Below are 21,002 nucleotides of genomic sequence, written 5' to 3' on the forward strand. Positions count from 1 at the left end.
GTCCTATCATTAATTAAGTAACCAGCGAAAGAAAAAATAAGCGGAGGTTTTCCGGTTATGCAAAGCAAAATCCCCCATTTTCACGTTTTTCGAGTCAATAGGCGGAATTTTTCCGTCTATTTAGATTCTTAAATTTAAAATGTGTTATTGCGAGTGAAAAAAAGTTTTTTGCCTAAAAGCCTCATTTACTTATGGTCCCTAGTCGAGTTAGATCGCTGAGCCGACCGGCTCACCTCAATCCCGTCGGCCACCCTCAGCTCCGCTCCGTCGATGCCGTCGACGACGTTTTCGACCATGCTGAGGTCCTCCCCTGCATCGATCCTGATGCCGTTGGCTGCCTGTCGAATGACGTTGGACTCGATCCTGATGCCTGAGGGGATTCCTTTGCCCCGCCCGTCAGCACCACGGTCCTCATCGAGCCGGATGGCCCAGAACCCGTCCTTCCCCCCTGTGATGTGGTTACCGCGCAACTCCGTGCCCGGCGCATTGCGGACCTCGATGCCGGCTTTCGAATCCTTCCCGGCGGTGATCCTGTTGTCCTCGATGAGGGTGTCAGGAGTTCCCAGGATGACGAGGACTCCCTGACGATTTTCAATTAGGTCGTTGGAGTGGACCCAGTTTCCTGGTCCTGAGGCGTCGTGTTTGTTCTTGGCCCCGCCGGAATTGCCCAGCGCGATGCCCGCCCGCTGTCCGCCGATGACCGTGTTGTTCCGGATCTCGTTCAGGTATTCACCCTCGCCGTGCAGATCGATGGCGTCGAGCAGGCTGCCGGTGATGGTATTCTCCGCCACGAGATTGTTGTGCGTGGGGAACTGCAGCAGAATAGCGTGCCGCAGATGCCTGCCATCGAAGGTATTGCCGATGACGACATTGTGCCGGGAATCGTTGGCGGCATCCGGGTCGTTCTGGTCCGCTGTGCCCTCGATAGCGATGCCGTAGCCCTGGCCGCCAGGGCCGACGGCAGTTGCCTCACTGACGTAGTTTCCAGAGAGAGTCACTTCACTGCTGGCCTTGACGGAGATCCCGTGGCGCTCGAACCTGCGGATGCCCAGGTTCTCCACAAGGACCCGGGAGCTGGCCTTCCCTTTGTGGGCTCCGAGGTAAATCCCGTACATCGGGCCGCCACCCGCATCGCTGTCGTCAGGGTCGTCGCCGAGTGGACCCTTATGACGGGAGGTAATGGTGAAGTCGGCGACGATGACGTCGTGGACGCCGGAGCCGCGGATCACCCGGCTGTCATCCTCGCCGTCGAGGGAGGTCAGCAGCACGGTTCTCTCCTTGCCCTCTCCGCGAAGGTCCACACCGCTGCGCAACACGATGTTCGCCGACTCGTCGGCCGGGTCAGTGGAGCGCAGGTCATACGTGCCGGCCGGTAGCATGACCTCGTCTCCTTGTTTGGCCGCGTCCAGGGCCGCACGGATGGCTGCTGCGTCGTCTTGTGAGTCCGGATCCGGATCTGCCCCGAAGTCCATAACGTCCAAGGTCCTGCCAGTGGCCGGACCGGGCGTCGGCACCTCGATTGGCGCACCGGACCTGTCCACCAAACCGGGTGCCTGCCAGTCACCGTGCTCGGACGGGGCGGGTTCCACGGCGTCATCGCTCCCGGCCGGCCCTTCGGATTCCGCAACGGCACATCCGGTCAAGAGGACCATCAGGCCAAAGACCACACACCACAAATGCGCCGGACCTCTCCTGCTTTTTTGAACGGATTCTTTCATAATACTTCTCACGTCCTTCCTTAACTTTCTTCGTCTCATTCGTCGCCCATGAAGATGTCTATAAAAGCAATGAGCCCGCTGAGCTCGGCTTGATTAACCGTGCCTGCGGGCTCACTATCTTCGGAGTGCCTGACGATTTCTCCCCAGTCGCCGACGTCATCCCATAGTCAAAGGTCTATCGATGTGATTTACCTTTTGAGTTTGAAGTTCAACGGGACGTCCTTTACTAACGGGGTGTCTGTTGAGGAACCACCGACATGCACGCGGTATTTTCCGGCAGCTGTAGCCCACTCGCCGTCAGCCCAGTTCGCCAGGTTGCCCGGTTCTTTCGGAATGAAATAGGAGAACGGGTGGTTGGAACCGGCCTGGTTAATCCGCAGATTCACTCGCTTGCTCTCACCGGGCTTAAGATCAACCTTCTCGAAGTTAACGAGTCGCTTGGCCGGCTGTCCCGCCACATCCGGCAGGGTCAGATAAACCTGTGCCACTTCTTTGCCGGCAACTTTACCGGTGTTTGTGATGGTGAAGGTCACATCAATACCAGTCAACTTTCCTTTATCACGGACCCTATTCACCTTGAGATTTCCATACTTAAAGGTCGTGTACGACAGGCCGTAACCAAATGGGAAGACAGGCTTCACTTTGTTGGCCTCGTACCAGCGGTAGCCCATCTGAAGTCCCTCTGTGTACTGGGCAATTAACTGGTCGGAACCGTTACCGTACGGGCCAGGGCCTCCTGGCTTGCCAGTCTTTTGACGGGTTCCGGGGAACTGCTTCTCGGTCGCGAAGGCGGCCTCACGCTCAGTGGCACCGAACGTCATCGGCAGCTTGCCGGACGGATTGACCTTACCGTAGAGCAGATTGGCGACGGCATTGCCATCCTCCATACCCGGATACCATGCTTCGAGGACTGCAGGGACCGTATTCAGCCACGGCATGAGCACCGTACCGGAAGTTTTCAAGACCACAACCGTTTTCTTTGCATTGGCTTTCAGAACCGCGTCAATCATTGGCTCCTGCTTCACCCAGTTCTCTGGGGCCGCGTTCATGTCGACGGGAATGGCCGGGAAGCCGAGAGTTTCGCGGTCTACGGTCTCACCCGGGGTGTCGCCGATCATGAGCAGCACGACGTCAGACTCAGCGGCTAGCTTGGCAGCAGCCTGCGGGTCACGGCCATCGTTATATGTCACCTTTGTGCCGTAGCCCCGCTCCTTGATGACATTCTCTAGACCCTGTTTTGGTGTGACCGTATAAGGGGTCACAACGTTCTCGTTGTTTATCCGAATGGAGCGCGGGGACATCTTGGCCATACCGGCGAACCACTCGACACCGATCAGCGCGATTGATTTCGGCTTGCCGTCCAGCGGCAGGAAGCCTTTATCGTTCTTCAACAGCACGGCCCCTTCCTCGGCCATCTTCCGAGCGCTGGCGCCGTTGGCCATCGGATCGACGATCTCCGGCAGGAACTTGTCGAAAGGCTTATCCATGTGGCCGAACTCGATCATCTTGATGTACCGTGGACGAAGTAGATTGTCAATGTCGTTCTCGGTCACCTCACCCGAGTCAATGGCCTGCTTGATCTTCGCTTGAGTGTAGTACTGCGGTGCCCAGTCGAGTTCAACATTCGTGCCCGCCTTGATGGCAGATACCGTGTTGTGAATCGCGCGACGGTCACTCATCACGTAACCGCCGAAGCCCCAGTTTCTCCTTAGTGCATCTTGCAGCAGTTCAGGGCTGTCACAGGCATAGGTGCCGTTGACATCTGGGAACGAGCACATCACGGAGGCTGGGTTAGCACCCTTGACGGTCATCTCAAATGGCAGCATGTACAACTCATTCATCGCCTTTGAGGGAACCTGGACACCCATTGTCCAACGCTCGGTTTCTTGCTCGTTGCCAGCTAGATGCTTGAGTTGGGCCTGGACCCCTTGTTTTTGGATGCCCTTGACCTGCTCGGTCGCCAGGATACCCGTTAGGTATGGGTCCTCACTGAAGTACTCATAGTTCCGGCCACCGTACGGGTGACGCACAAGGTTCATACCAGGTCCAAGCATCACATGATGCGCGAAGGCACGTGTCTCCTGGCCGAGGATTCGACCGGCCTCATAGTTCAGCCCGCGGTTGAAGGTCGCGGCCATAGCCACGGTGGACGGCAGGCCCGTCGCCACCGGGTCATTATGACACGATCCGCCCTTCACACCCGTACCGCCGTTGGTCATTCGTACTGTGGGGATACCCAGTTCCTCGATTCCACGAATCTGACGGCCGGTGTCCTGAAACTCACAGCCGGGCAGAGTACCCTGAGGCGGGAATACACCGCTCTGGTACTTGTTAGTACCGCCTCTTTTAATGACGATTGTTTCACCTTTGTCGTTCTCATTGAAGCGCGATATGGCGATTTGCTGAATTTTCTGTTCCAGCGTCATCGCATCGAGAAGCAGCTTGGTACGCTCCTCAGCAGAAAGCTTTGTGTTCATCCAGGGCTTGGTCCCTTGCGCCATAACGTTCATCACATTCGTAGGCATTAGGAACGTAGAAATGAAGAGTATTGCTGTCAATAAAATTGAAATCATTCTTTTCATCTGACTATCTCCTTTACATCTAGTTGTCTATTGGAATATTCATTTCATTTTAATATCTCCCATACAGCTAGTTGTCTATTCGTATTAAAATAATTCGTTTTTAAAAGCCGTAAAAAGCCGTGGTTTTGATTCAGATTTTCATGAGGAAGGAGATTATATTTTCTATACAAATAGAGGAGAGTTGTGGGAATTTCACTCGATGATCGCCACCAACCTTTTTAGTAGAAACCTTTATTCTCGGAATTGGCCAAAATCTTGAGCAGCAATCACTCCAGAACTTACAAAAACTAAGTGAATTACGAAAAATGTATAAAGACCAATTACCAAAGCTGCCGTAGTTCTATTTAAAAAAAATAGCCTGACCCCATTGTGAGGTCAAGGCTATACCAATTGCCTATCAAGAATTTTGCTTTCTTCTTCGCAGCCAAAGTACTCCAAACGCGAGTAAAACAAATCCAATTAAGACGTTATTGTACATATTGCTTGCTGTGTTTGGCAGGTTGCTTCCACCGCTGTTTTGATTGCCATTTGGCGTTTGAACTTGGGCTTGATCATCCGTTACAGGATTTGTTTTTTGATCAGTTGGAGCCTTTCCTTCTTCCCCAACAGCTCCATCACCAGGTTTTTCCGTTCCCTCTCCGGGATTCTTCTCGTCTCCAGCTGTCTTAACAACAGTCGTTCCATAAATGAAGCGTTCAAAGTCAGCACTCATTCCAAAAACTTCAATCATATACTCTGTATCAGCTTGAAGATCAGTTAGGATATAGGAAGAATCCTGAATTTCAGATGTAATTTCTTTCCCATCCACCATGAGATAGTAAGTGTAATCCACATTTCCATCTTCCGGAACAGGCAGCCAACGAATCTCTACAGAATCCTTCGTTACGTTATGTGCTGAAATATCGAGATATTCATAACTAACCATGACCCCATTGTCTTGTAATGTCTGGACCACAGACTGATCGTCAGATCCTTCCGTTAAATCTAATGGATTCTTCATGACTAAAACAAATTGTAAATTCTCTAATGCCAGCAAGCTTGAAATGTCTTCAATTTCGTTATAGCCGATGTTAAGATATTCGATATTTAGTCCTGATAATGCCTGGATATCGTTGACGTTGTTTCCTTGGAAGGAGAGCAGGCTAAGGTTTGACAATTGCGATAAAGAACGGATATCCGTTATTTCATTATGATCGAGCACTAACGATACTAGATTTGTTAATGAAGCTAAACCTGAAATGTCTGATAGCTTATTCTTGCTCAAAGATAAATGCACTAAATTGGTTAATCCTGCGATCGGCTCTAGATTACTTACTTCGTTTAAATCTAATAGCAATTCCTCAAGATTAACAGCGTACTCTAATCCATCAAGGGCCTTAATCCCTCGATTGCTGGCATCTAAGCTTGTCAGAACTTTCATATCACTCTCGTATAAATCGCGGGAGCGAATATGCAATGCATCATGTACCGCCTTTTCTAGAGCTTCGTCCTTAAACTGAACCAACTCACCCTCTGGTATAGATGGTGTCTTCACATAGGAATACGCACTTCCCCAAATAATACCATCCTTATCGATGGCATCGATTGAAATCTCATATTCTGTTAATGGCTCAAGATCCGTTAACAGATATTCATTCTTACCAACTGGAATTTCTGCAGCTAACTCACCATTAAGATAAAGGTTATAGGTACTTACGAAATCAGTAACTCTTGGGAAACTAATTTCTATTGCAACGGAGGATTCAGTTACATCCTGAATCAATATTTCGTTGTCTTCTAACAGCCACTCAACGGTAACACCAGCTGCGAGAAGGCTTTTTAAAACCTCAGCATTTTCTGAGCCTTTTGAAAAATCAAGACTCTCATTACGGTATAACGTCACATATGAGAGCTTCGGCAATTCATCAAGGACACGAATATCCTTAATTTGATTGAAAGATAATAACAAGGTTTCAAGATTCTTGAGATTGATTAAATCTTCTAGACTCGTAATTAAATTTTCATCTAAATCTAAAGATACTAGATTGGTTAGGTTTGCTATCGGCGAGAGATCTTCAATCTGGTTACCATATAGCAAGAGGTCATCTAGATTGATTGCAGATTCGAGGCCTGTTAGATTACGAATATCCGAATAGCCTGCATCAAGACTAGTCAAATTTTCCATGTCATCTGTGTAGATATCACGATGAGTGATTTTCAATTGTTCCTTGATAGCATTTTTTAAATTTTCATCGGCAAATGCAACGATTTCACCTGTTGGAGAAGCTGATGTTGTAACATCTGCCGTTAAGGTCTCAGTCGCTCCATCCTTGTAGTTATAATCTACTCTCACCTGATACAGAGTTTCCGGTGATAACCCAGAATACGTGTAAAAAGTATTAAATTGGTCAGTAATTTCTTCAACCAGCTCATCATCTAAATACACAAGGTATTTATCACCTTCTTGGAAATCGACAGGCTCATCCCACCAGATTGAAATAGATTGTTCCGTCTTTCCTTCAATCTTCAAAACCTTCTTGATAATCAGCTGCTCATCAGGCAATACCACATCAATTGGGTTTGTTACATAATCAATTCCACTTTCAATCGTGAACTCCGCACGAATGACTTCTCCCGTTGAGTAGTTGTCCGTACTCAGGGTGTAAGTTCCGATTGGAAGTTCGATGTTACGGGATTCTGTATCGTAGTCTACAAAATATCCTTCATCATCCAAATCACCAAAATAACTTACTTTAGTACCTTTTTCACTTACACCGTCAACGGTAAAATCAAATATCCAAGGAATGTTTCCTTGATCCGTCATCACTTTAATGTTTGTGACGACATCTGCTTCAGAGATATCTGCCAATTTGACTTCAATTTCTTCAGTTTTCCCAACAGAGGTGTCTGCCAATTTGACTTGTATTTCTTCTGCTAGTCCAACAGAGGTATCTGTCAATTTGGCTTGTATTTCTTCTGCTTGTCCAACAGAGGTATCTGTCAATTTGGCTTGTATTTCTTCTGCTTGTCCAACAAAAGTATGTTTCACTGGCGCACTTACTACTTTTTCACCTGTGGATAAATAGGCAGCAATTTCGTATGTATAGACTGTATTCATTTCGACATCTTGATCCTCGTAGGAATACCGCTTTACATTGTTTTCTGCTGATTCATGTAAGGCTGCCTGTTCAATGTCAACAACTTCGCCATTTTTTATTAATTGGTAGTTCGTAAGCTCCTCGTCCTGTTTGTTCACCACTTCCCAAACAAGAACCGTAGATTCTTTTTTATCCGTAACGTCGAGCAACTGTAGTCCCGCTGCTGCAAAAGTCTTCGAACTTGCAAACGGACTAAACAAAGAAAACAAGAATACTAGAACGATTGAAAGATTCATCCATTTACCTTTACGCAAATCCCAACCCCCTTATATAAAATTTTCCTAACATAATTATTATATAGGGTTTGTGGGCCATTTGGTATTAGTTTTTTCTAAAATTTTACATATTTCGTGAGTCTAAATGTTCGTGACTTTCCCCTTTTCCACTTCAACAATCGTAACCGATCCTTCTGGGTCTTCCCCCTCAAGTCCACCTTCACAAACAATTACCTTACCTTAATGACAAATTGCAGGGAAATTTATATCCATGCCCCTAGTTCTGCAGACCGTTCACCGTAACTTTCAATGGAAGGAACCATCCTATTTATATATTCATATTATACAAATAAGATAAATGGAGAAGGTGGTTCTCATTAGGGCTTCAATGTATTTAGATTTTTTGTCCAAATTTGGCGTTAGTGGTGCACATCCTGGTGGTATTAAACTAACACAGCAAATATTCGAGAATGAAAAGATTAGCAAATTTTCTCGAATTTTAGATGTAGGTTGTGGTACTGGCCAAACGGCTGCCTATTTAGCGGGACGTTATGGTGCAAAAGTAACAGGGATGGATATTAATCCAATCATGGTGGGAAAAGCAAAAAATAGAATGATATCCTACCAATTACCGGTGAAAATTATTCAGGGCTCAATAGAGAAATGTCCGTTACCAGACAGTCAATATGATTTTATTATTTCCGAATCTGTTCTTTCTTTTGTCAACAAGCCTAGAGCACTTAAAGAAATATTTCGATTATTAAAGAATGGCGGCCGGTTTATTGCAAATGAGCTTACTGTTAATAGAAGGATTGGGGCGAATTTCGAGAAGGAAATTAAACAATTTTATGGGTTAGATTCTATTCTTATGGAAAGGGACTGGTTAACCTTATTTGAACAGGCTGATTTTAAAAATATAAAAACGATTTTAACAAAGTCATCTATCCTCCAAAACGATTCACTACCCGAATTCCAATACTCTGAGTATATTGAACCTGAACTCTATGAAATCATGCAGCAGCATTTTAATTTAATGGCAAAATATCAGGGGACTTTGGACTACAGGGTATTTTTATGTACCAAATAGTCATTTAGAAACTTTCATATCGAAAAAATTTATAATTGACTGCCCACAATGCAATTTAACTTATATATAGAAAAGGCCTGTAGGGACATATCCACTACAAGCCTTTTTTGCATCGTTTTTAAATAAAGAATGGGAAAAATGGTCCGAATCTTCTGATTCCAAAAAAAGGAAACCAAATAACCCAAAAGGTCCAAAGAATGGGGAAAACTGTCTACTTTCACTACTTTCTTCCATTGTATGCGCTGGCATATGAGAATGCCCCGTCTTCGGCATAAGGATATACATTTTGTCCCTGTCATAACTATGAAGTATCCCCTGATAAACAGAGCCATCATTTAATTCAACTTGAACAATTTGATATAAATGCTGCTTGCACTTTTTATGGAAATCATTTATATGATCTCTTTCATTAGTACGGATTGTAGAATGACTAGGAGGCTATCTATATACTGTATCAGTGTATTGTCGCTTAGAGCAAAGGCAGTTATACAGCGATTGATTATTTTTCAGAAAGTGCAATACAAGTTACTAAACGTTTCCCCAAAGCATAATTTAAATAAATTGATTATAGGGGAGAGTTCTTATGCAAAATATCAATACAGTTTGTCAAGAATTTGGTCAAATCTTAAAAGAAACTCCCAAAATTCATAATGGGGTTTGCACTGTAGAAATTATGCGTAATCTAAATGTCACAATTCAAGGTCGTCCCAGTCGTGGTGAACTTCATGCAGCAATATCCTTTGAATCCTTGGATTATGAAGGTAATGCACTTAATCTTGGTGAAACAGTTATACTCGATGAAGAGATTCCGAAGTTTTCAGCAATTCTAATTAAAAATGGGATAATCATAAGCGCAATTCATAATCATTGGCTGTACACAAAACCAAACATTCTTTATATTCACTTTCAATCCGTTGAACCACCATTAAACTTTGCCCGTAAAGTTGCAGAAGCATTTAAGGTGCTAAGGTGATTTAAAAATCAATCTCATAGCACCTTTTAAAAAAGCCTGTCACTTCCATTAAAAAATTGGCCCAACAATTAACTTCATCAATTGCTATTTCCTGAACAAAAGCTAACTACTCCATACATTTATGATTGGTACAACGTCAGTTTAACCTAAAGGACATTTTGCAGATATTTTAAAAAAACTTTACGTCCTTTAAAAAAAAAGTGATTCCTATTATATAATTTTTGTTCTGATGGAAGATTGGTATTTTTTCCGACATAATTACACATTTTTAGCTTACCCCGTTCGAAGTTCGCACGACTTCGGACTCGTCCTTGCTTCTTTGGGCCCTCCTTGTCCGAAATTAGCTCAGCTTCGATCATTTGCCTTTATGGAAGAGGAACCATATTTCAGTTCACAGTGATTAATACAACCAACCCTTTCTTTATCTGCACACAATTACTTCCCGAGTAAATCCTCCTTTTTTCGCAACCGCTCGATCGACAATAACAAATCCAGCACGCCTTAAAATCTCATCAATCGGTTCAACGGTTACCACGACGACTCGATCCGCAAACATCCGCGCACTTTGAAGCATTTCCTGCTTTTCATCCGGTGAGATCACCGAACACAGGTTGTAGGGTAAATCAATGATTGCGACGTGATAATGCTGCGTAATTTCGCGCATATCTTTATACTTCACTTCAGCCTTATAGCCAAAGTGAGCGATATTTTCTCGTGTCCCGGCAAGGATTACTGGGTTATTGTCGCTCCCGACAATATCCATCCCCATCGACAGTGCCTCCACAAGAACAGTCCCAATCCCGCAGCAAGGATCAATCGCCTTTATCCCGTTTGGATCAGGAATGGCGATATTTACCACTGCCCTCGCCACACGTGTGCTAAGTGCAGTGGAGTATTGGTGCGGTTTATGTTGATGATGAAACCAGACAGACTCAGCTTTCACATAATCACCGAAAACCCATCTTCCGTTTACATACATAACCGCAAACAACCGCTGTGGATTACGTAAATCTCCCACACCCTTAATCATTAACCCAACTTCACGCTCAATCACACGGCGCTTCTCAAATGATTCCTCACCATTTTTCACATAAATCACTTTAAACGTTTCTCCAGTAACCTCGAAACCGCCAACTATCTCGAGAAGCTCTTGAAGGCTTTCTCCCTCAAAAATCACCGCAATTCTTTCCTTGATAAACGGACTTCGACTGGGATCTATTTTTACAGGACTTTCAAGAATGTTATTTTGGGTTTCAAAACTAAACAAAGAGCGCATTTCTAAGGCCCGCAAAGATTGTTCATCTTCATATCCTGCGTACGTATAGATATAGGTGGCCAATTTGGGCTCCTCCTTTTATATAATGATTTTTCTAAAATAAGACATCCTAATAATACCACCTATTGAAGGGAGATCGATTTGTGAAACTGTACCAAGTTCGAAAAGGACAATTTGTCTATTATAACAACGAATTACATAAGGTATATGGGGTAAAACCAATGTACAAGCTATCCGTTCATCTAATAAAGCTGCGGGATTTGACACAGCATATAACCAATGCCGCTAGTGTCGAAAAATACAAGCCAAAGGAACAGGATAGTTTTATCTTCAATCATAAGGCCTATACACTCAATAAGGATCGAAAGGCAGAAGAAGGTGATTTTGTATTAATCCACAATCCTATTCCGGATTCACTAGATACCTATTCGTTAAATGAAATCGATGTGGTGGAAACGGTAGATAAACATGGGGTCATTACGAGTAACTCTCACGGAATTAAACATAATGAATACCTATTGATGATACCAGGCCGTGCTTCTGACAGTCATCCAATCGATTATCAAAATAGTGATAGTGGTAATACAGAAAACCTAGAAGATCTTCCGCCAACGGTCCATAATAACCAACCGTTGCCGACATTGGGAGACATTTATAAAAAGAACGACAGTAACGAAATTGTTGAAGCAATGGTGGTCGCCGTTAAAGGCCATACGGTATATCTTGGAGGCGGGCTTGAGGTCCCGCAGGAAGAGTTGATGAACAGTGAGAAGTGGGAATTTCTCTACAATCTACTCGATAAGTGAAACCAGTAATACATTTAATACTCTTCCACTCAACTAGGAGGTTTCTATGACCAGGAAAAATCAAAGAAGCGGTAACAGTGTTTTTATCATTTCTTTATTACTAACCCTCATTTTTATTATCTGGGGTGTCTTTTTTACCGAAAATCTCACTAAAGTGACAGATATCGTCTATAGTGGATCGATTGATTACCTTGGGTGGTTTTATCTAGCTGCCACACTGTTCTTTGTGATCTTTTCGGTTTATTTACTTTTTTCCAAATACGGAGATATTCGGCTCGGCAAAAAAACGGACCGGCCTGATTTTAACACCGCTTCTTGGCTTGCGATGCTGTTTGGTGCAGGAATGGGAATCGGGATTGTCTACTGGGGTGTTGCCGAACCGGTCACCCATTACACGACTCCGCCTTATGGCGAAGGTTACACCGTTGACGCAGCCAATACTGCAATGAAATATACTTTTTTTCACTGGGGCTTGGATCCATGGGCCATCTATACCGTTATCGGGTTAGCACTAGCTTTTTTTCAATACAATAAAAAGCTGCCCGCCGCCATCAGTTCGGCATTTCATCCGATACTAGGTGATCGAATTTACGGGCCGATTGGGAAAACCATTGATATCCTATCTATTTTCGCAACCGTCTTCGGGATCGCAACCTCCTTAGGCCTTGGTGCCATGCAGGTGACAGCCGGAATGCATCATATATTTGGAGTTCCCAATACGTTATTCGTCCAGCTGATCGTGATCGTTGTTGCGACAGTCATATTTATCATCTCTATCAATACTGGCTTAGAGAAAGGAATTCAATACTTATCCAATGCGGCGATGATTTTATCCTTTGCCATTCTGCTGCTGATATTAATCGTTGGTCCAACCATGACCGTGATTAAAGTTTTCTTTAATACAACAGGGCTCTATATTAGTGATTTTATCCATATGAGTTTACGGCTGAGGCCCTTTGGTGAGGGGGAATGGATTGCATCCTGGACACTGTTTTATTGGGCATGGTGGATTGCCTGGGCTCCATTTGTCGGGATGTTTATCGCACGTGTTTCGAAGGGTAGAACCGTAAGGGAGTTTGTGATTGGCGTATTAATCGTTCCCACGCTCGGAACCTGTCTTTGGATGTCCGTATTTGGCGGTTCAGCACTTGAAATTGTACAAAACACAGGAAATCATGAACTGGCAAAGCATATCACCGAAAACGTATCCTTGGCCATCTTTACCTTTTTCGATTATCTGCCATTAAGTTCTGTGTTAAGCATTTTGGGGTTTGCGGTCGTCGCTATTTATTATATAACCGTTGCCGATACGGCCACCTTTGTCTTGGGGATGCTCAGTGAAGGCGGCACCTTAAATCCTTCCAATAAAATAAAAATGACATGGGGCGTCATTCAATCAGCTTTGGCGGCTGTCTTGCTATTAGCTGGCGGTTTAAACGTATTGCAAACAGCTTCCATTGCAGCGGCACTTCCATTTGCCATTATTTTGGTGGTCATGTGCTTCTCTTTAAAGAAAGGTTTACAAAGTGAAGTTGAAGTACAAAGAGGGGGTAAGCGTGGCGTGACTCATTCTTAAAAGCTATTTTCTAAAAATTTGTTGCTTGCGGGAATCAGACGAGTACCTGATTGAATTTGAACCCGATTTCAAAAAACAACAATGGTTGCGAAAAACAGACTTCTTAAAAGAAAAAAGGCAATAGGTGGATACCTACTGCCTTTCCCTTTGGTTATCTAAAAAACACCTTATCGATGTTGTACTTCGCCTTGGATTCGTTAACGATAAAGGTTTCATAAATTTCTCTATGTACAGGGTCGTCAATCACACAAACCTCAATCCTCGTCACTTCATCGCGATGGTCCTTGATTGGAGATACTGTATCTTCAAAATGCTTCTTAATTCTAGGTCGCAGCTTCCTAGCCTTCCCCACAAATAAAAGCTCTTTATTCTTATTAAAAAACATGAAGATCCCACCCTTATCACGTGGGATAAGATGAAAATCTGTAAATCCATAAATATTACTCATCTCTGGATTGTCTTGTTTGGTAATCGTAACGTCCGGTTTTGGAACAGTTATATTGATCACGTAAGCTCACTTCCTTTTTCTACAGTGCTTTATATGCTAACACAAATCCTCATTAAATACTATGTCCAAATCTTGAGGATTCTACATATTCCTATCCAATTAAACGTTTAATTAAACCGGCATAAACCCTTTCGAAAAACGTACTTTATTTTTTACTATTTTTCCCTATGAAATTTCTTATGATTGTCCTTATCTAAAGTCCGGTTTGAATTCCCCAGAAACTGTTTGATGGCCATTATTTTTCTCATATTAATCTTCTCTTTCTAGATCAAAGCGGTCCATAATTGGAAGGTCATTTACGGAGAATAGGTAAGAATCCTCTGCAGAAACATGTTCATACCATGCCCAGTTTGGTACAACGAAATAATCGCCTGCTTGCCAATCAAAGCGAACACCGTTAATTATCGTATAGCCAGATCCTTTATAAGCATGATAAATGGTTGAATGCGTATGACGAAGTGCTTTCCTGTTGAATCCTTGTGGAATATACGAGGGGGATTTTAATGGAGTTTTCAGTTCTCATGGATTGGATGCAATATTTCTTGTTGATTATGGGTAGATGTTTAACTTTTTTCATTCTAATGTTATTTTTCTCCAATAGATACACAAAGAATAAATTAAACCGAATGGAACAAAATGGAAAAAATAAAATACAACGAATGTAATGATTAACAGTTTTCAGAGTTTCCGTTATTAAAAATATTTAGCCCTTCCAGCAAAATGTTGAGTACATACGCTTAAGCTGAGAAGGGCTGTTAAATGGATGCGTGCAGACACTGAAAGACCTGCCACCGCTATTTATTTTGGGAGCCATGTGTTTAATCCATAAATCATTAATAAACACATAAAGAAAGATATCCAAATCATGATTGTACTTAATGCTCTATTGTTGGTAAATAATTTACAGACTGGTGCCCCTAGCTCTTCTTTTACTCGAATAAAAGTTTGATTCTCATTACGTTAATAAGAAGGACAACCTTTTTCAAATTTCATCAATCTTATTTCCTTGGTTTCTAATAAATAAAAACCTAGGTGATTCAGGTAAAGATTTAGCCATAAAAGGAAGTGATAATAATGAAAGGATTCCTACTAGACACGATGGAGAGTCCTACAGCTAGCATTCCGCCAACTGGAAATCCGCTAGACATAACGGACACAAACATACTTTTAAGAGATTTTGGTACATACTCCGTCATAAGTCCAACTGTGTTCGGCATAATCCCGCCTAATCCTAGTACTGCAAGAAAATGATAGATAGCAAAATGAACAAACTAAAAATTGCCACACAGGGGTTAACATAATACTTTTCCGAACAATTTTATCGTCTAATGGTTCAAAAATGACAGCACCTATCATCATTCCCTAACAACACTACACTTCCAAGGGTTCCTGCTTGTGTTGGAGTTATCGCCTCTTCTTCCATTAGAAAGGAACACTTTCTGCTAGTTGTGCCTTCTTTCGAACAAAACTTCTTATTGTCCTCTATGAGAATCGTCCCTTTACAATTAAAAATAAAATATTCAGAATATTATTGAAATGTGATAGGGGATGTGATAAATTAAAATTAACTTGTAAACATATGATTACAAGTTTACAAGGAAAATTCTTTAAGGAGAGAAAAAGGTGAAACTTGAGGAAGGTAGTTTTATTCCGTTTTATCATCAAATTAAAAAAAGTCTACTTTACCAAATTGAAACTGGAGAACTTAAAGAAAATCAAAAGCTGCCATCTGAAATGGAATTGGCGAATGAATTTGGGGTTAGCAGACCGACTGTTCGTAAGGCATTGGATGAGCTTGTATATGCCGGCTATCTAATAAAGAAGAAAGGGAAAGGGACCTTTGTTACTTACCGAAAACTAAAAGAAAATCTTTCTGTTTTTACACCCTTTGTAGAAAAGGCTAATGCAATTGGAAAAAGTCCAGATATTAAAACACTATCGAGAAAAATGATAACGGCTAACGAAGAACTGGCAGAACTTTTACAAGTTTCAATAGGTGAAGAACTTGTTGAAATGATTTTGTTAAGAATGATAGATGGGGAGCCGGTAAATTTAAAAACCAGTTATTATTCCAACAGCATTTTTGCCGACTTTTTTGAGAGTTTCATAGATGATACTCCATATTTTGAAAAGCTGGAGAGCTATTTGATAAATAAATACCGCCTCTTCCCATTGAAATATGCCCGCAGCTTTGAGGTGGTAATGTCGAGGGAGCCGGAATCTAAATTTTTAAAAGTAAATAAAGATTTTCCCTTAATCCTTTGGGAGGATATTATGTTTTTAAATAATGGAAAGCCGGCTGAATTATCGAGAACTTTATATAGAAGCGACAAATACCATTTTTATATTGAACAAAATATCGAAAGTTCTTTGATGGTAAAGGACAAAAATAAATTTGATGTAATTGAGCACCGCTGATAATGGTTTGGGCTAATTTTAATCCATTGATTTATTTGCCCTCACTTTTTAGATAATATTTTTCAAAAATATGTTATCTGAATATTTTAATAAGGAGTGATATTTATGTTAGCAGAAATAGAAAAACAAAAGGTGAAATTTAAAGTGACTCTATTAGGGACAGGGTGTCCAAATTTAACGATGGCACGGTTTGGAAATTCAACTTTAGTAGAAATTGAGGATGAAAAATTCCTTTTTGACACCGGGCGTGGTGCAACACTGCGACTTCATCAACTTAACATTATGCCTGGAATGATTGATAAGGTTTTTTTCACACATTTACATTCCGATCATTTAACAGGTTTTCCGGATGTTTGGCTTTCCGGGGTAATCCCGACGCTTGGTAAAAGAGCGAAACCAATGGAGATTTGGGGGCCAGTAGGCACTAAAAAAATGGCAGAACATTTGGAAAAGGCTTTTACCCCGGATATTGAGGGGCGGATTGCACATGGAACGATCCACCCTGAAGGAGCGCAATTAATAGCATATGAGATTGAGGAGGGGGTGGTATATAACAGAAATGGAATTCAAATCATTGCTTTTATTGTCGACCATGGAACAATTAAACCCTGTTACGGTTACCGCATTAATTATGCCGGACATTCATTGGTGATTTCAGGTGATACATGTTACAACGAAAACCTGATCCACCATTCTAAAGATGCCGATGTCATTATCCATGAGGTAGCAGCGGCTAAAATTGAAGGGAAGGATTCGAAAACACTGCAGCATATTATGGAAATCCATACTACGCCCGAACAAGCTGGTAAGGTTTTCAGCCAAATTAAACCGAAGCTTGCTGTATACTCACACATTGTATTACTTGGTGGATTATCGGAAGAGGAGGCTGATTTAATAGGAAGAACAAAAACAACTTATTCCGGACCGGTGATCGTTGGTGAAGACCTGATGACGATTGAAATTGGGGATGAGCTAAAAGTAGAGAATCCATTAGAGTCATAAAATTTTATCAATAAATACTATTTTCACACTGTTTAAATGGCTAAAAATAGCTTGATTTCTTAAGAGTCATATTGAACACGCGGTGTGTTCGTATGCAGATGCTGCTTAAATCCAATTTTTTAATTAGAAAATTTTATTCCTATTGATTTGAGAGTCAGTGTCTGTTTTTCATTTGACTCTCATCAATGTTTCACCTTAAAAACAGTACGATTTTAAAACAGATAATGAAAGCGCTCTTTTACAAAATTTTGAACCAAGAAAGAGGAGAATGTATGAGTATAGAAGTAATCGCACTCATTGTGCTTCTAATTGTCTTTATTATAAGTTCAGCACTGCCTATCAGCATTGGAGTTTTGGGATTTGTAGCGGCATATGTTGTGGGCTCACTTATAAGCGGGCTCAGCCTTGACGAAATTTATAGCGTATTCCCTGCGGACCTCTTTATCCTCATTGTTGGAGTTACTTATTTGTTTACAATTATCCAAAAAAGTGGTGCAATCGACTGGATTGCTGACTGGGGACTCAAGCTAGTTAGAGGGCATCTTGGTCTAATCCCATGGCTCATTTTTGGATTGAGCTTTGTGCTGGCAAGTTTCGGTACATATGGACTTGCGGTTGTCTCTCTCATGGCCCCTATCGCGCTGCGAATGGCATATCAATATAAAATCAGTGCAGTATTGATGAGCATAATGATTATTATGGGGATGAATGCAGGAACCTATTCACCTGTAAGTGTTTTTGGAGCTATTGTTAACGGTGTTATGCAATCCTCTAACCTGCTTTTCTCACCTATGTTATTCTTACTAAATTTGTTTCTCTTTTTTACAGTTGTTTCGGCAATTGCATTCTTCGCTTTAGGCGGGCTTCGTTTATTTAAATTGAGTAGATCCGCTCAAAATTTCGTGGCCGCCGCAGCTGAAGTCTCTCCTGCTGCAACGAATGATTTTAACGAAAAATCAAAAAACGGATTAACTCTGTATGGAGGAGTTGCCCTTGCAGCAATCGCTGTCCTATGTATATTAGCAATTGGGTTTGATATGAACATTGGTATTGCGTGTTTTATAATAGGATTAGTTGTTGCCTTATTGTTCCCAAGTAAGCAGGATGGGATTATTAAAGAAATGCCTTGGGGTGTAATTTTTCTGGTCTCCGGAATCTTAACGTATGTAGGAGTAATGGAGAAGGTTGGCGTTATTGATTATGTAACAGGGCTTATTGAGGATTTGGGTAACCCTACAATCGCCACTTTGATGATTTCATACGTAGGGGGAGTCGGCTCAGCCTTTGCCTCAACTGCAGGCTTCCTTGCCACAATGTTCCCTATAGCCGAACCACTACTGCAGAATCCTGTCCTTTCGACAGTAGATGTAGCATCGGCAATTGCAGCCTCCAACAGTATTGTTGACCTAAGCCCATTCTCAACAGTCGGTGCAATATTACTCGCAAACGTCCAAGGCATGAAAGACCGAATATTTTTCAAACAACTCCTGCTCACCGCCGTAGTCCTCGTAGCCTGTGGACCAGGCCTCGCATGGTTTTTATTCGTCATAATCGGAACGCCTTGGTAATGTTTGGGGAAGCAAGGGGACCGTTCTTCTTATAGCAGACGATCGGAAGTTTTGCGTTAATAAAAGGCACAACTAGTGGAAATTACTAGTTGTGCCTTAGTTCTTTTCTGAGTTACAAACCTAATCACAAAATTTATGATTGCCTGAGAGGAATGTAATTTCTACCATGGTCAGTAGGGTTTCAATCTTCGGGTGTCCTCTATTTTTAAGGTATCTTTTGTTTTGTTTTCAATGTAAGGTCTGTTCCTTTCCAGTTCAAAACCTTGTGGAATCGCCCATAAAAGAATGGGTTTAATGCTAATAAATTAGAAAGAACATATTAAGGATATGTTTTCATGCATTGTCAACCACTCAATAAATATTATTCTCCATATTAAGCTAGAGATTCAAAGAAATTTTGATAATCACAATATATTACGTGTATCAACCAGATACCATCAACTAGTATAATAAATAGGGAAACAACAAGTGTGTTTCCCCTTTAAAGCCCTACATTAGTCCTTATCTAAAGTCCGGTTTAAATTCTCCAGTAACAGTTTGATGTCCGTTGTTTTTCTCATATTGTTCTTCTCGTTCTAGTTCAAAGCGGTCCATAATTGGGAGGTCGTTAACCGAGAATAGGTATGAATCTTCAGCAGAAACATGTTCATACCATGCCCAGTTTGGTACAACGAAATAGTCGCCTGCTATCCAATCAAAGCGGACACCATTAATAATCGTATATCCAGATCCTTTATACGCATGATAAATAGTTGAATGTGTATGACGAAGTGATTTCGTGTTGAATCCTTTTGGCAGGAACTGCATTCGTGTACCCATCGTTGGGTTTGCTGACTTTCCAGTAGTTGGGTTAATATAGTCCACCGCAAAGCCATGGTTAGGATTTGGATCAAATTCCATTAACCCTTTAATTGCATCAATAGTACGACTCCATTTATAGTTTACTAGTGGAGCAACATCATACTTTTCATCGCCAACAGGACGAACCATTCCGCCTCTGTATCGTTTTTCGGAGAAGTTGTCAGGAACATTCGGTTGTTGTAAACCATCTGCATATGGTTCAAAGAATGTGCCACCAAGATTGTATATAGTCGGAATATCCAAAGCATCCATCCAAATCATACGTTTATCTCCAACATGACCATGCCCATGCCATAAATTTTTTGGAGTGATGAGGAAATCTCCTTCTTCCATAAAGATTCGTTCCCCTTGCACAATCGTAAAAGCACCTTCCCCTTCTGTAATAAAACGAAGCGCACTTTGTGAATGACGATGGGATGGCGCCTTTTCACCTGGTAAAAGAAGCTGAACTGCTGCATATAAAGTTTGAGTAGTTGAAACATGTCCCCAAGGCTGACGGTATGTTAAGCCTGGGTTTTGGAAATAGATAGCTCGACGTTCCCCGCCACGTTCTGGTGTAAAGATCTCAGCGGCTTCCATTAACTTCTTTTCTAACAGTTCTCCTGTCCATAAGTAAGCTTGTGCATGAGGTTCTGGATTTTTATTCATTACTTCTGGGATTGCTTCCCATAATGGTCCAAGATTGTACTGCTGAATGTCCTTCGTAAAATCCTTTACATCTTGGTCTTTAAGGTAACTTGCTTTTTCAGCCATTTAAACCCTCTCCTTTTTTCATTTTTATTTAGCACTTTGGTTACTTAACTTGGTAAGATTGCGCTGAATTTGACCTTCATGTTTGTTCACATGCTGGATAATTAGATGATCAATAATAAAGGACAGCGGCTGCGTACCAAAGTTTGGATTCACGCTTGCTGCTTCTGCAGATAGCTGTTCCTCTGTTAAATTTTCAATTCCTGCTTGAACTGTTTGTTTGACCTGTTCAAGCTCCTTTAGTAGTTCGTTTACAGAAATTGCATCGACCGTTTCAGGCTTTACTGCTTCTAATCGTCCTTCATGTAGATGGTTTCTGCCCCATCCTTTCCCTGGGGTTTCCACCAGCTGCTCAATTTCTCCCACCCAATAAGGTAATGCTTCTATAATATGAGCGGCAATTTGCATGATGGTCCATTCATCTTCTGATGGCTGCCAACGAATTGTTTCTTCTGATAAGCCGTTCACTGTTTCTATCATTCTATCAATCGATTCATTAACGGAAGTTATATACATTTGCGTCAT

At 42.2% G+C, this 21,002-nt stretch carries 15 protein-coding genes and 1 pseudogene; 7 read left to right on the top strand and 9 right to left on the bottom strand.

Annotation, left to right across the window (positions count from 1 at the left end; all coding sequences use genetic code 11):
• Window positions 1-185 precede the first annotated feature (185 nt).
• From AC2TFD_RS27280 to AC2TFD_RS27290, 3 genes are all read right to left on the bottom strand, one after another.
• A complete protein-coding gene (locus AC2TFD_RS27280; protein ID WP_335568653.1) occupies window positions 186-1,718 on the bottom strand; it encodes a right-handed parallel beta-helix repeat-containing protein in 1,533 nt (510 codons plus the stop codon).
• Window positions 1,719-1,906: 188 nt separating this feature from the next.
• Window positions 1,907-4,300, bottom strand: a complete 2,394-nt coding sequence (locus tag AC2TFD_RS27285) for a beta-glucosidase (RefSeq protein WP_335568652.1) — start codon at window positions 4,298-4,300, stop codon at window positions 1,907-1,909.
• A gap of 397 nt (window positions 4,301-4,697) precedes the next feature.
• On the bottom strand, window positions 4,698-7,691 hold the full coding sequence (locus AC2TFD_RS27290; RefSeq protein WP_484674338.1) for a fibronectin type III domain-containing protein: 2,994 nt from the start codon (window positions 7,689-7,691) through the stop codon (window positions 4,698-4,700).
• A 349-nt stretch (window positions 7,692-8,040) separates the two neighbouring features.
• Here AC2TFD_RS27290 and AC2TFD_RS27295 point away from each other — a divergent pair, with 349 nt between their 5' ends.
• Complete coding sequence (locus AC2TFD_RS27295; protein WP_335514627.1) at window positions 8,041-8,739, top strand: class I SAM-dependent methyltransferase; 699 nt, start codon at window positions 8,041-8,043, stop codon at window positions 8,737-8,739.
• Window positions 8,740-9,322: 583 nt separating this feature from the next.
• Window positions 9,323-9,712, top strand: a complete 390-nt coding sequence (locus AC2TFD_RS27300) for a DUF1259 domain-containing protein (protein WP_335514630.1) — start codon at window positions 9,323-9,325, stop codon at window positions 9,710-9,712.
• A gap of 421 nt (window positions 9,713-10,133) precedes the next feature.
• Here AC2TFD_RS27300 and AC2TFD_RS27305 read toward each other — a convergent pair whose 3' ends face one another.
• A complete protein-coding gene (locus tag AC2TFD_RS27305) occupies window positions 10,134-11,051 on the bottom strand; it encodes a TRM11 family SAM-dependent methyltransferase (RefSeq protein WP_484674339.1) in 918 nt (305 codons plus the stop codon).
• An 80-nt stretch (window positions 11,052-11,131) separates the two neighbouring features.
• Here AC2TFD_RS27305 and AC2TFD_RS27310 point away from each other — a divergent pair, with 80 nt between their 5' ends.
• Together AC2TFD_RS27310 and AC2TFD_RS27315 are read left to right on the top strand one after the other, a co-directional pair.
• Complete coding sequence (locus AC2TFD_RS27310) at window positions 11,132-11,794, top strand: hypothetical protein (protein ID WP_335514636.1); 663 nt, start codon at window positions 11,132-11,134, stop codon at window positions 11,792-11,794.
• A 46-nt stretch (window positions 11,795-11,840) separates the two neighbouring features.
• Window positions 11,841-13,370, top strand: coding sequence for a glycine betaine uptake BCCT transporter (locus AC2TFD_RS27315; RefSeq protein WP_335514639.1), 1,530 nt, complete (start codon window positions 11,841-11,843; stop codon window positions 13,368-13,370).
• Window positions 13,371-13,521: 151 nt separating this feature from the next.
• Here the strand turns inward: AC2TFD_RS27315 and AC2TFD_RS27320 are convergent, their stop codons facing one another.
• The 3 genes and pseudogenes from AC2TFD_RS27320 to AC2TFD_RS27330 form a co-directional block, all read right to left on the bottom strand.
• Window positions 13,522-13,878, bottom strand: coding sequence for a nucleotide excision repair endonuclease (locus AC2TFD_RS27320; RefSeq protein WP_335514642.1), 357 nt, complete (start codon window positions 13,876-13,878; stop codon window positions 13,522-13,524).
• Between the two features lie 249 nt (window positions 13,879-14,127).
• Window positions 14,128-14,364 (bottom strand): annotated as a pseudogene (locus AC2TFD_RS27325) (cupin domain-containing protein); the annotation flags it as partial.
• 563 nt (window positions 14,365-14,927) lie between these two features.
• Window positions 14,928-15,095, bottom strand: a complete 168-nt coding sequence (locus tag AC2TFD_RS27330) for a hypothetical protein (protein WP_335514645.1) — start codon at window positions 15,093-15,095, stop codon at window positions 14,928-14,930.
• A gap of 406 nt (window positions 15,096-15,501) precedes the next feature.
• Between AC2TFD_RS27330 and AC2TFD_RS27335 the strand changes: the two genes are divergently transcribed.
• The 3 genes from AC2TFD_RS27335 to AC2TFD_RS27345 all read left to right on the top strand — a co-directional run bounded on the left by AC2TFD_RS27335 (window position 15,502) and on the right by AC2TFD_RS27345 (window position 18,866).
• Window positions 15,502-16,296: a GntR family transcriptional regulator gene (locus tag AC2TFD_RS27335; protein ID WP_335514647.1), complete on the top strand. Its 795-nt coding sequence runs from the start codon at window positions 15,502-15,504 to the stop codon at window positions 16,294-16,296.
• A 105-nt stretch (window positions 16,297-16,401) separates the two neighbouring features.
• Complete coding sequence (locus AC2TFD_RS27340; RefSeq protein WP_335514650.1) at window positions 16,402-17,298, top strand: MBL fold metallo-hydrolase; 897 nt, start codon at window positions 16,402-16,404, stop codon at window positions 17,296-17,298.
• 272 nt (window positions 17,299-17,570) lie between these two features.
• Window positions 17,571-18,866 (top strand): SLC13 family permease, encoded by a 1,296-nt coding sequence (locus AC2TFD_RS27345; RefSeq protein ID WP_335514656.1) that lies wholly within the window; start codon window positions 17,571-17,573, stop codon window positions 18,864-18,866.
• Between the two features lie 501 nt (window positions 18,867-19,367).
• Here AC2TFD_RS27345 and AC2TFD_RS27350 read toward each other — a convergent pair.
• On the bottom strand, window positions 19,368-20,480 hold the full coding sequence (locus tag AC2TFD_RS27350; RefSeq protein ID WP_335518476.1) for a cupin domain-containing protein: 1,113 nt from the start codon (window positions 20,478-20,480) through the stop codon (window positions 19,368-19,370).
• 24 nt (window positions 20,481-20,504) lie between these two features.
• Window positions 20,505-21,002, bottom strand: coding sequence for a DinB family protein (locus AC2TFD_RS27355; protein WP_335518474.1), 498 nt, complete (start codon window positions 21,000-21,002; stop codon window positions 20,505-20,507).

Source organism: Neobacillus sp. plas4, assembly GCF_057221695.1.

Coding starts and splice junctions, on each gene's coding strand:
- AC2TFD_RS27280 (WP_335568653.1), bottom strand. CDS start 1,718: ATGAAAGAATCCGTTCAAAAAAGCAGGAGAGGTCCGGCGCATTTGTGG.
- AC2TFD_RS27285 (WP_335568652.1), bottom strand. CDS start 4,300: ATGAAAAGAATGATTTCAATTTTATTGACAGCAATACTCTTCATTTCT.
- AC2TFD_RS27295 (WP_335514627.1), top strand. CDS start 8,041: ATGTATTTAGATTTTTTGTCCAAATTTGGCGTTAGTGGTGCACATCCT.
- AC2TFD_RS27300 (WP_335514630.1), top strand. CDS start 9,323: ATGCAAAATATCAATACAGTTTGTCAAGAATTTGGTCAAATCTTAAAA.
- AC2TFD_RS27315 (WP_335514639.1), top strand. CDS start 11,841: ATGACCAGGAAAAATCAAAGAAGCGGTAACAGTGTTTTTATCATTTCT.
- AC2TFD_RS27330 (WP_335514645.1), bottom strand. CDS start 15,095: ATGCCGAACACAGTTGGACTTATGACGGAGTATGTACCAAAATCTCTT.
- AC2TFD_RS27340 (WP_335514650.1), top strand. CDS start 16,402: ATGTTAGCAGAAATAGAAAAACAAAAGGTGAAATTTAAAGTGACTCTA.
- AC2TFD_RS27345 (WP_335514656.1), top strand. CDS start 17,571: ATGAGTATAGAAGTAATCGCACTCATTGTGCTTCTAATTGTCTTTATT.
- AC2TFD_RS27350 (WP_335518476.1), bottom strand. CDS start 20,480: ATGGCTGAAAAAGCAAGTTACCTTAAAGACCAAGATGTAAAGGATTTT.
- AC2TFD_RS27355 (WP_335518474.1), bottom strand. CDS start 21,002: ATGACGCAAATGTATATAACTTCCGTTAATGAATCGATTGATAGAATG.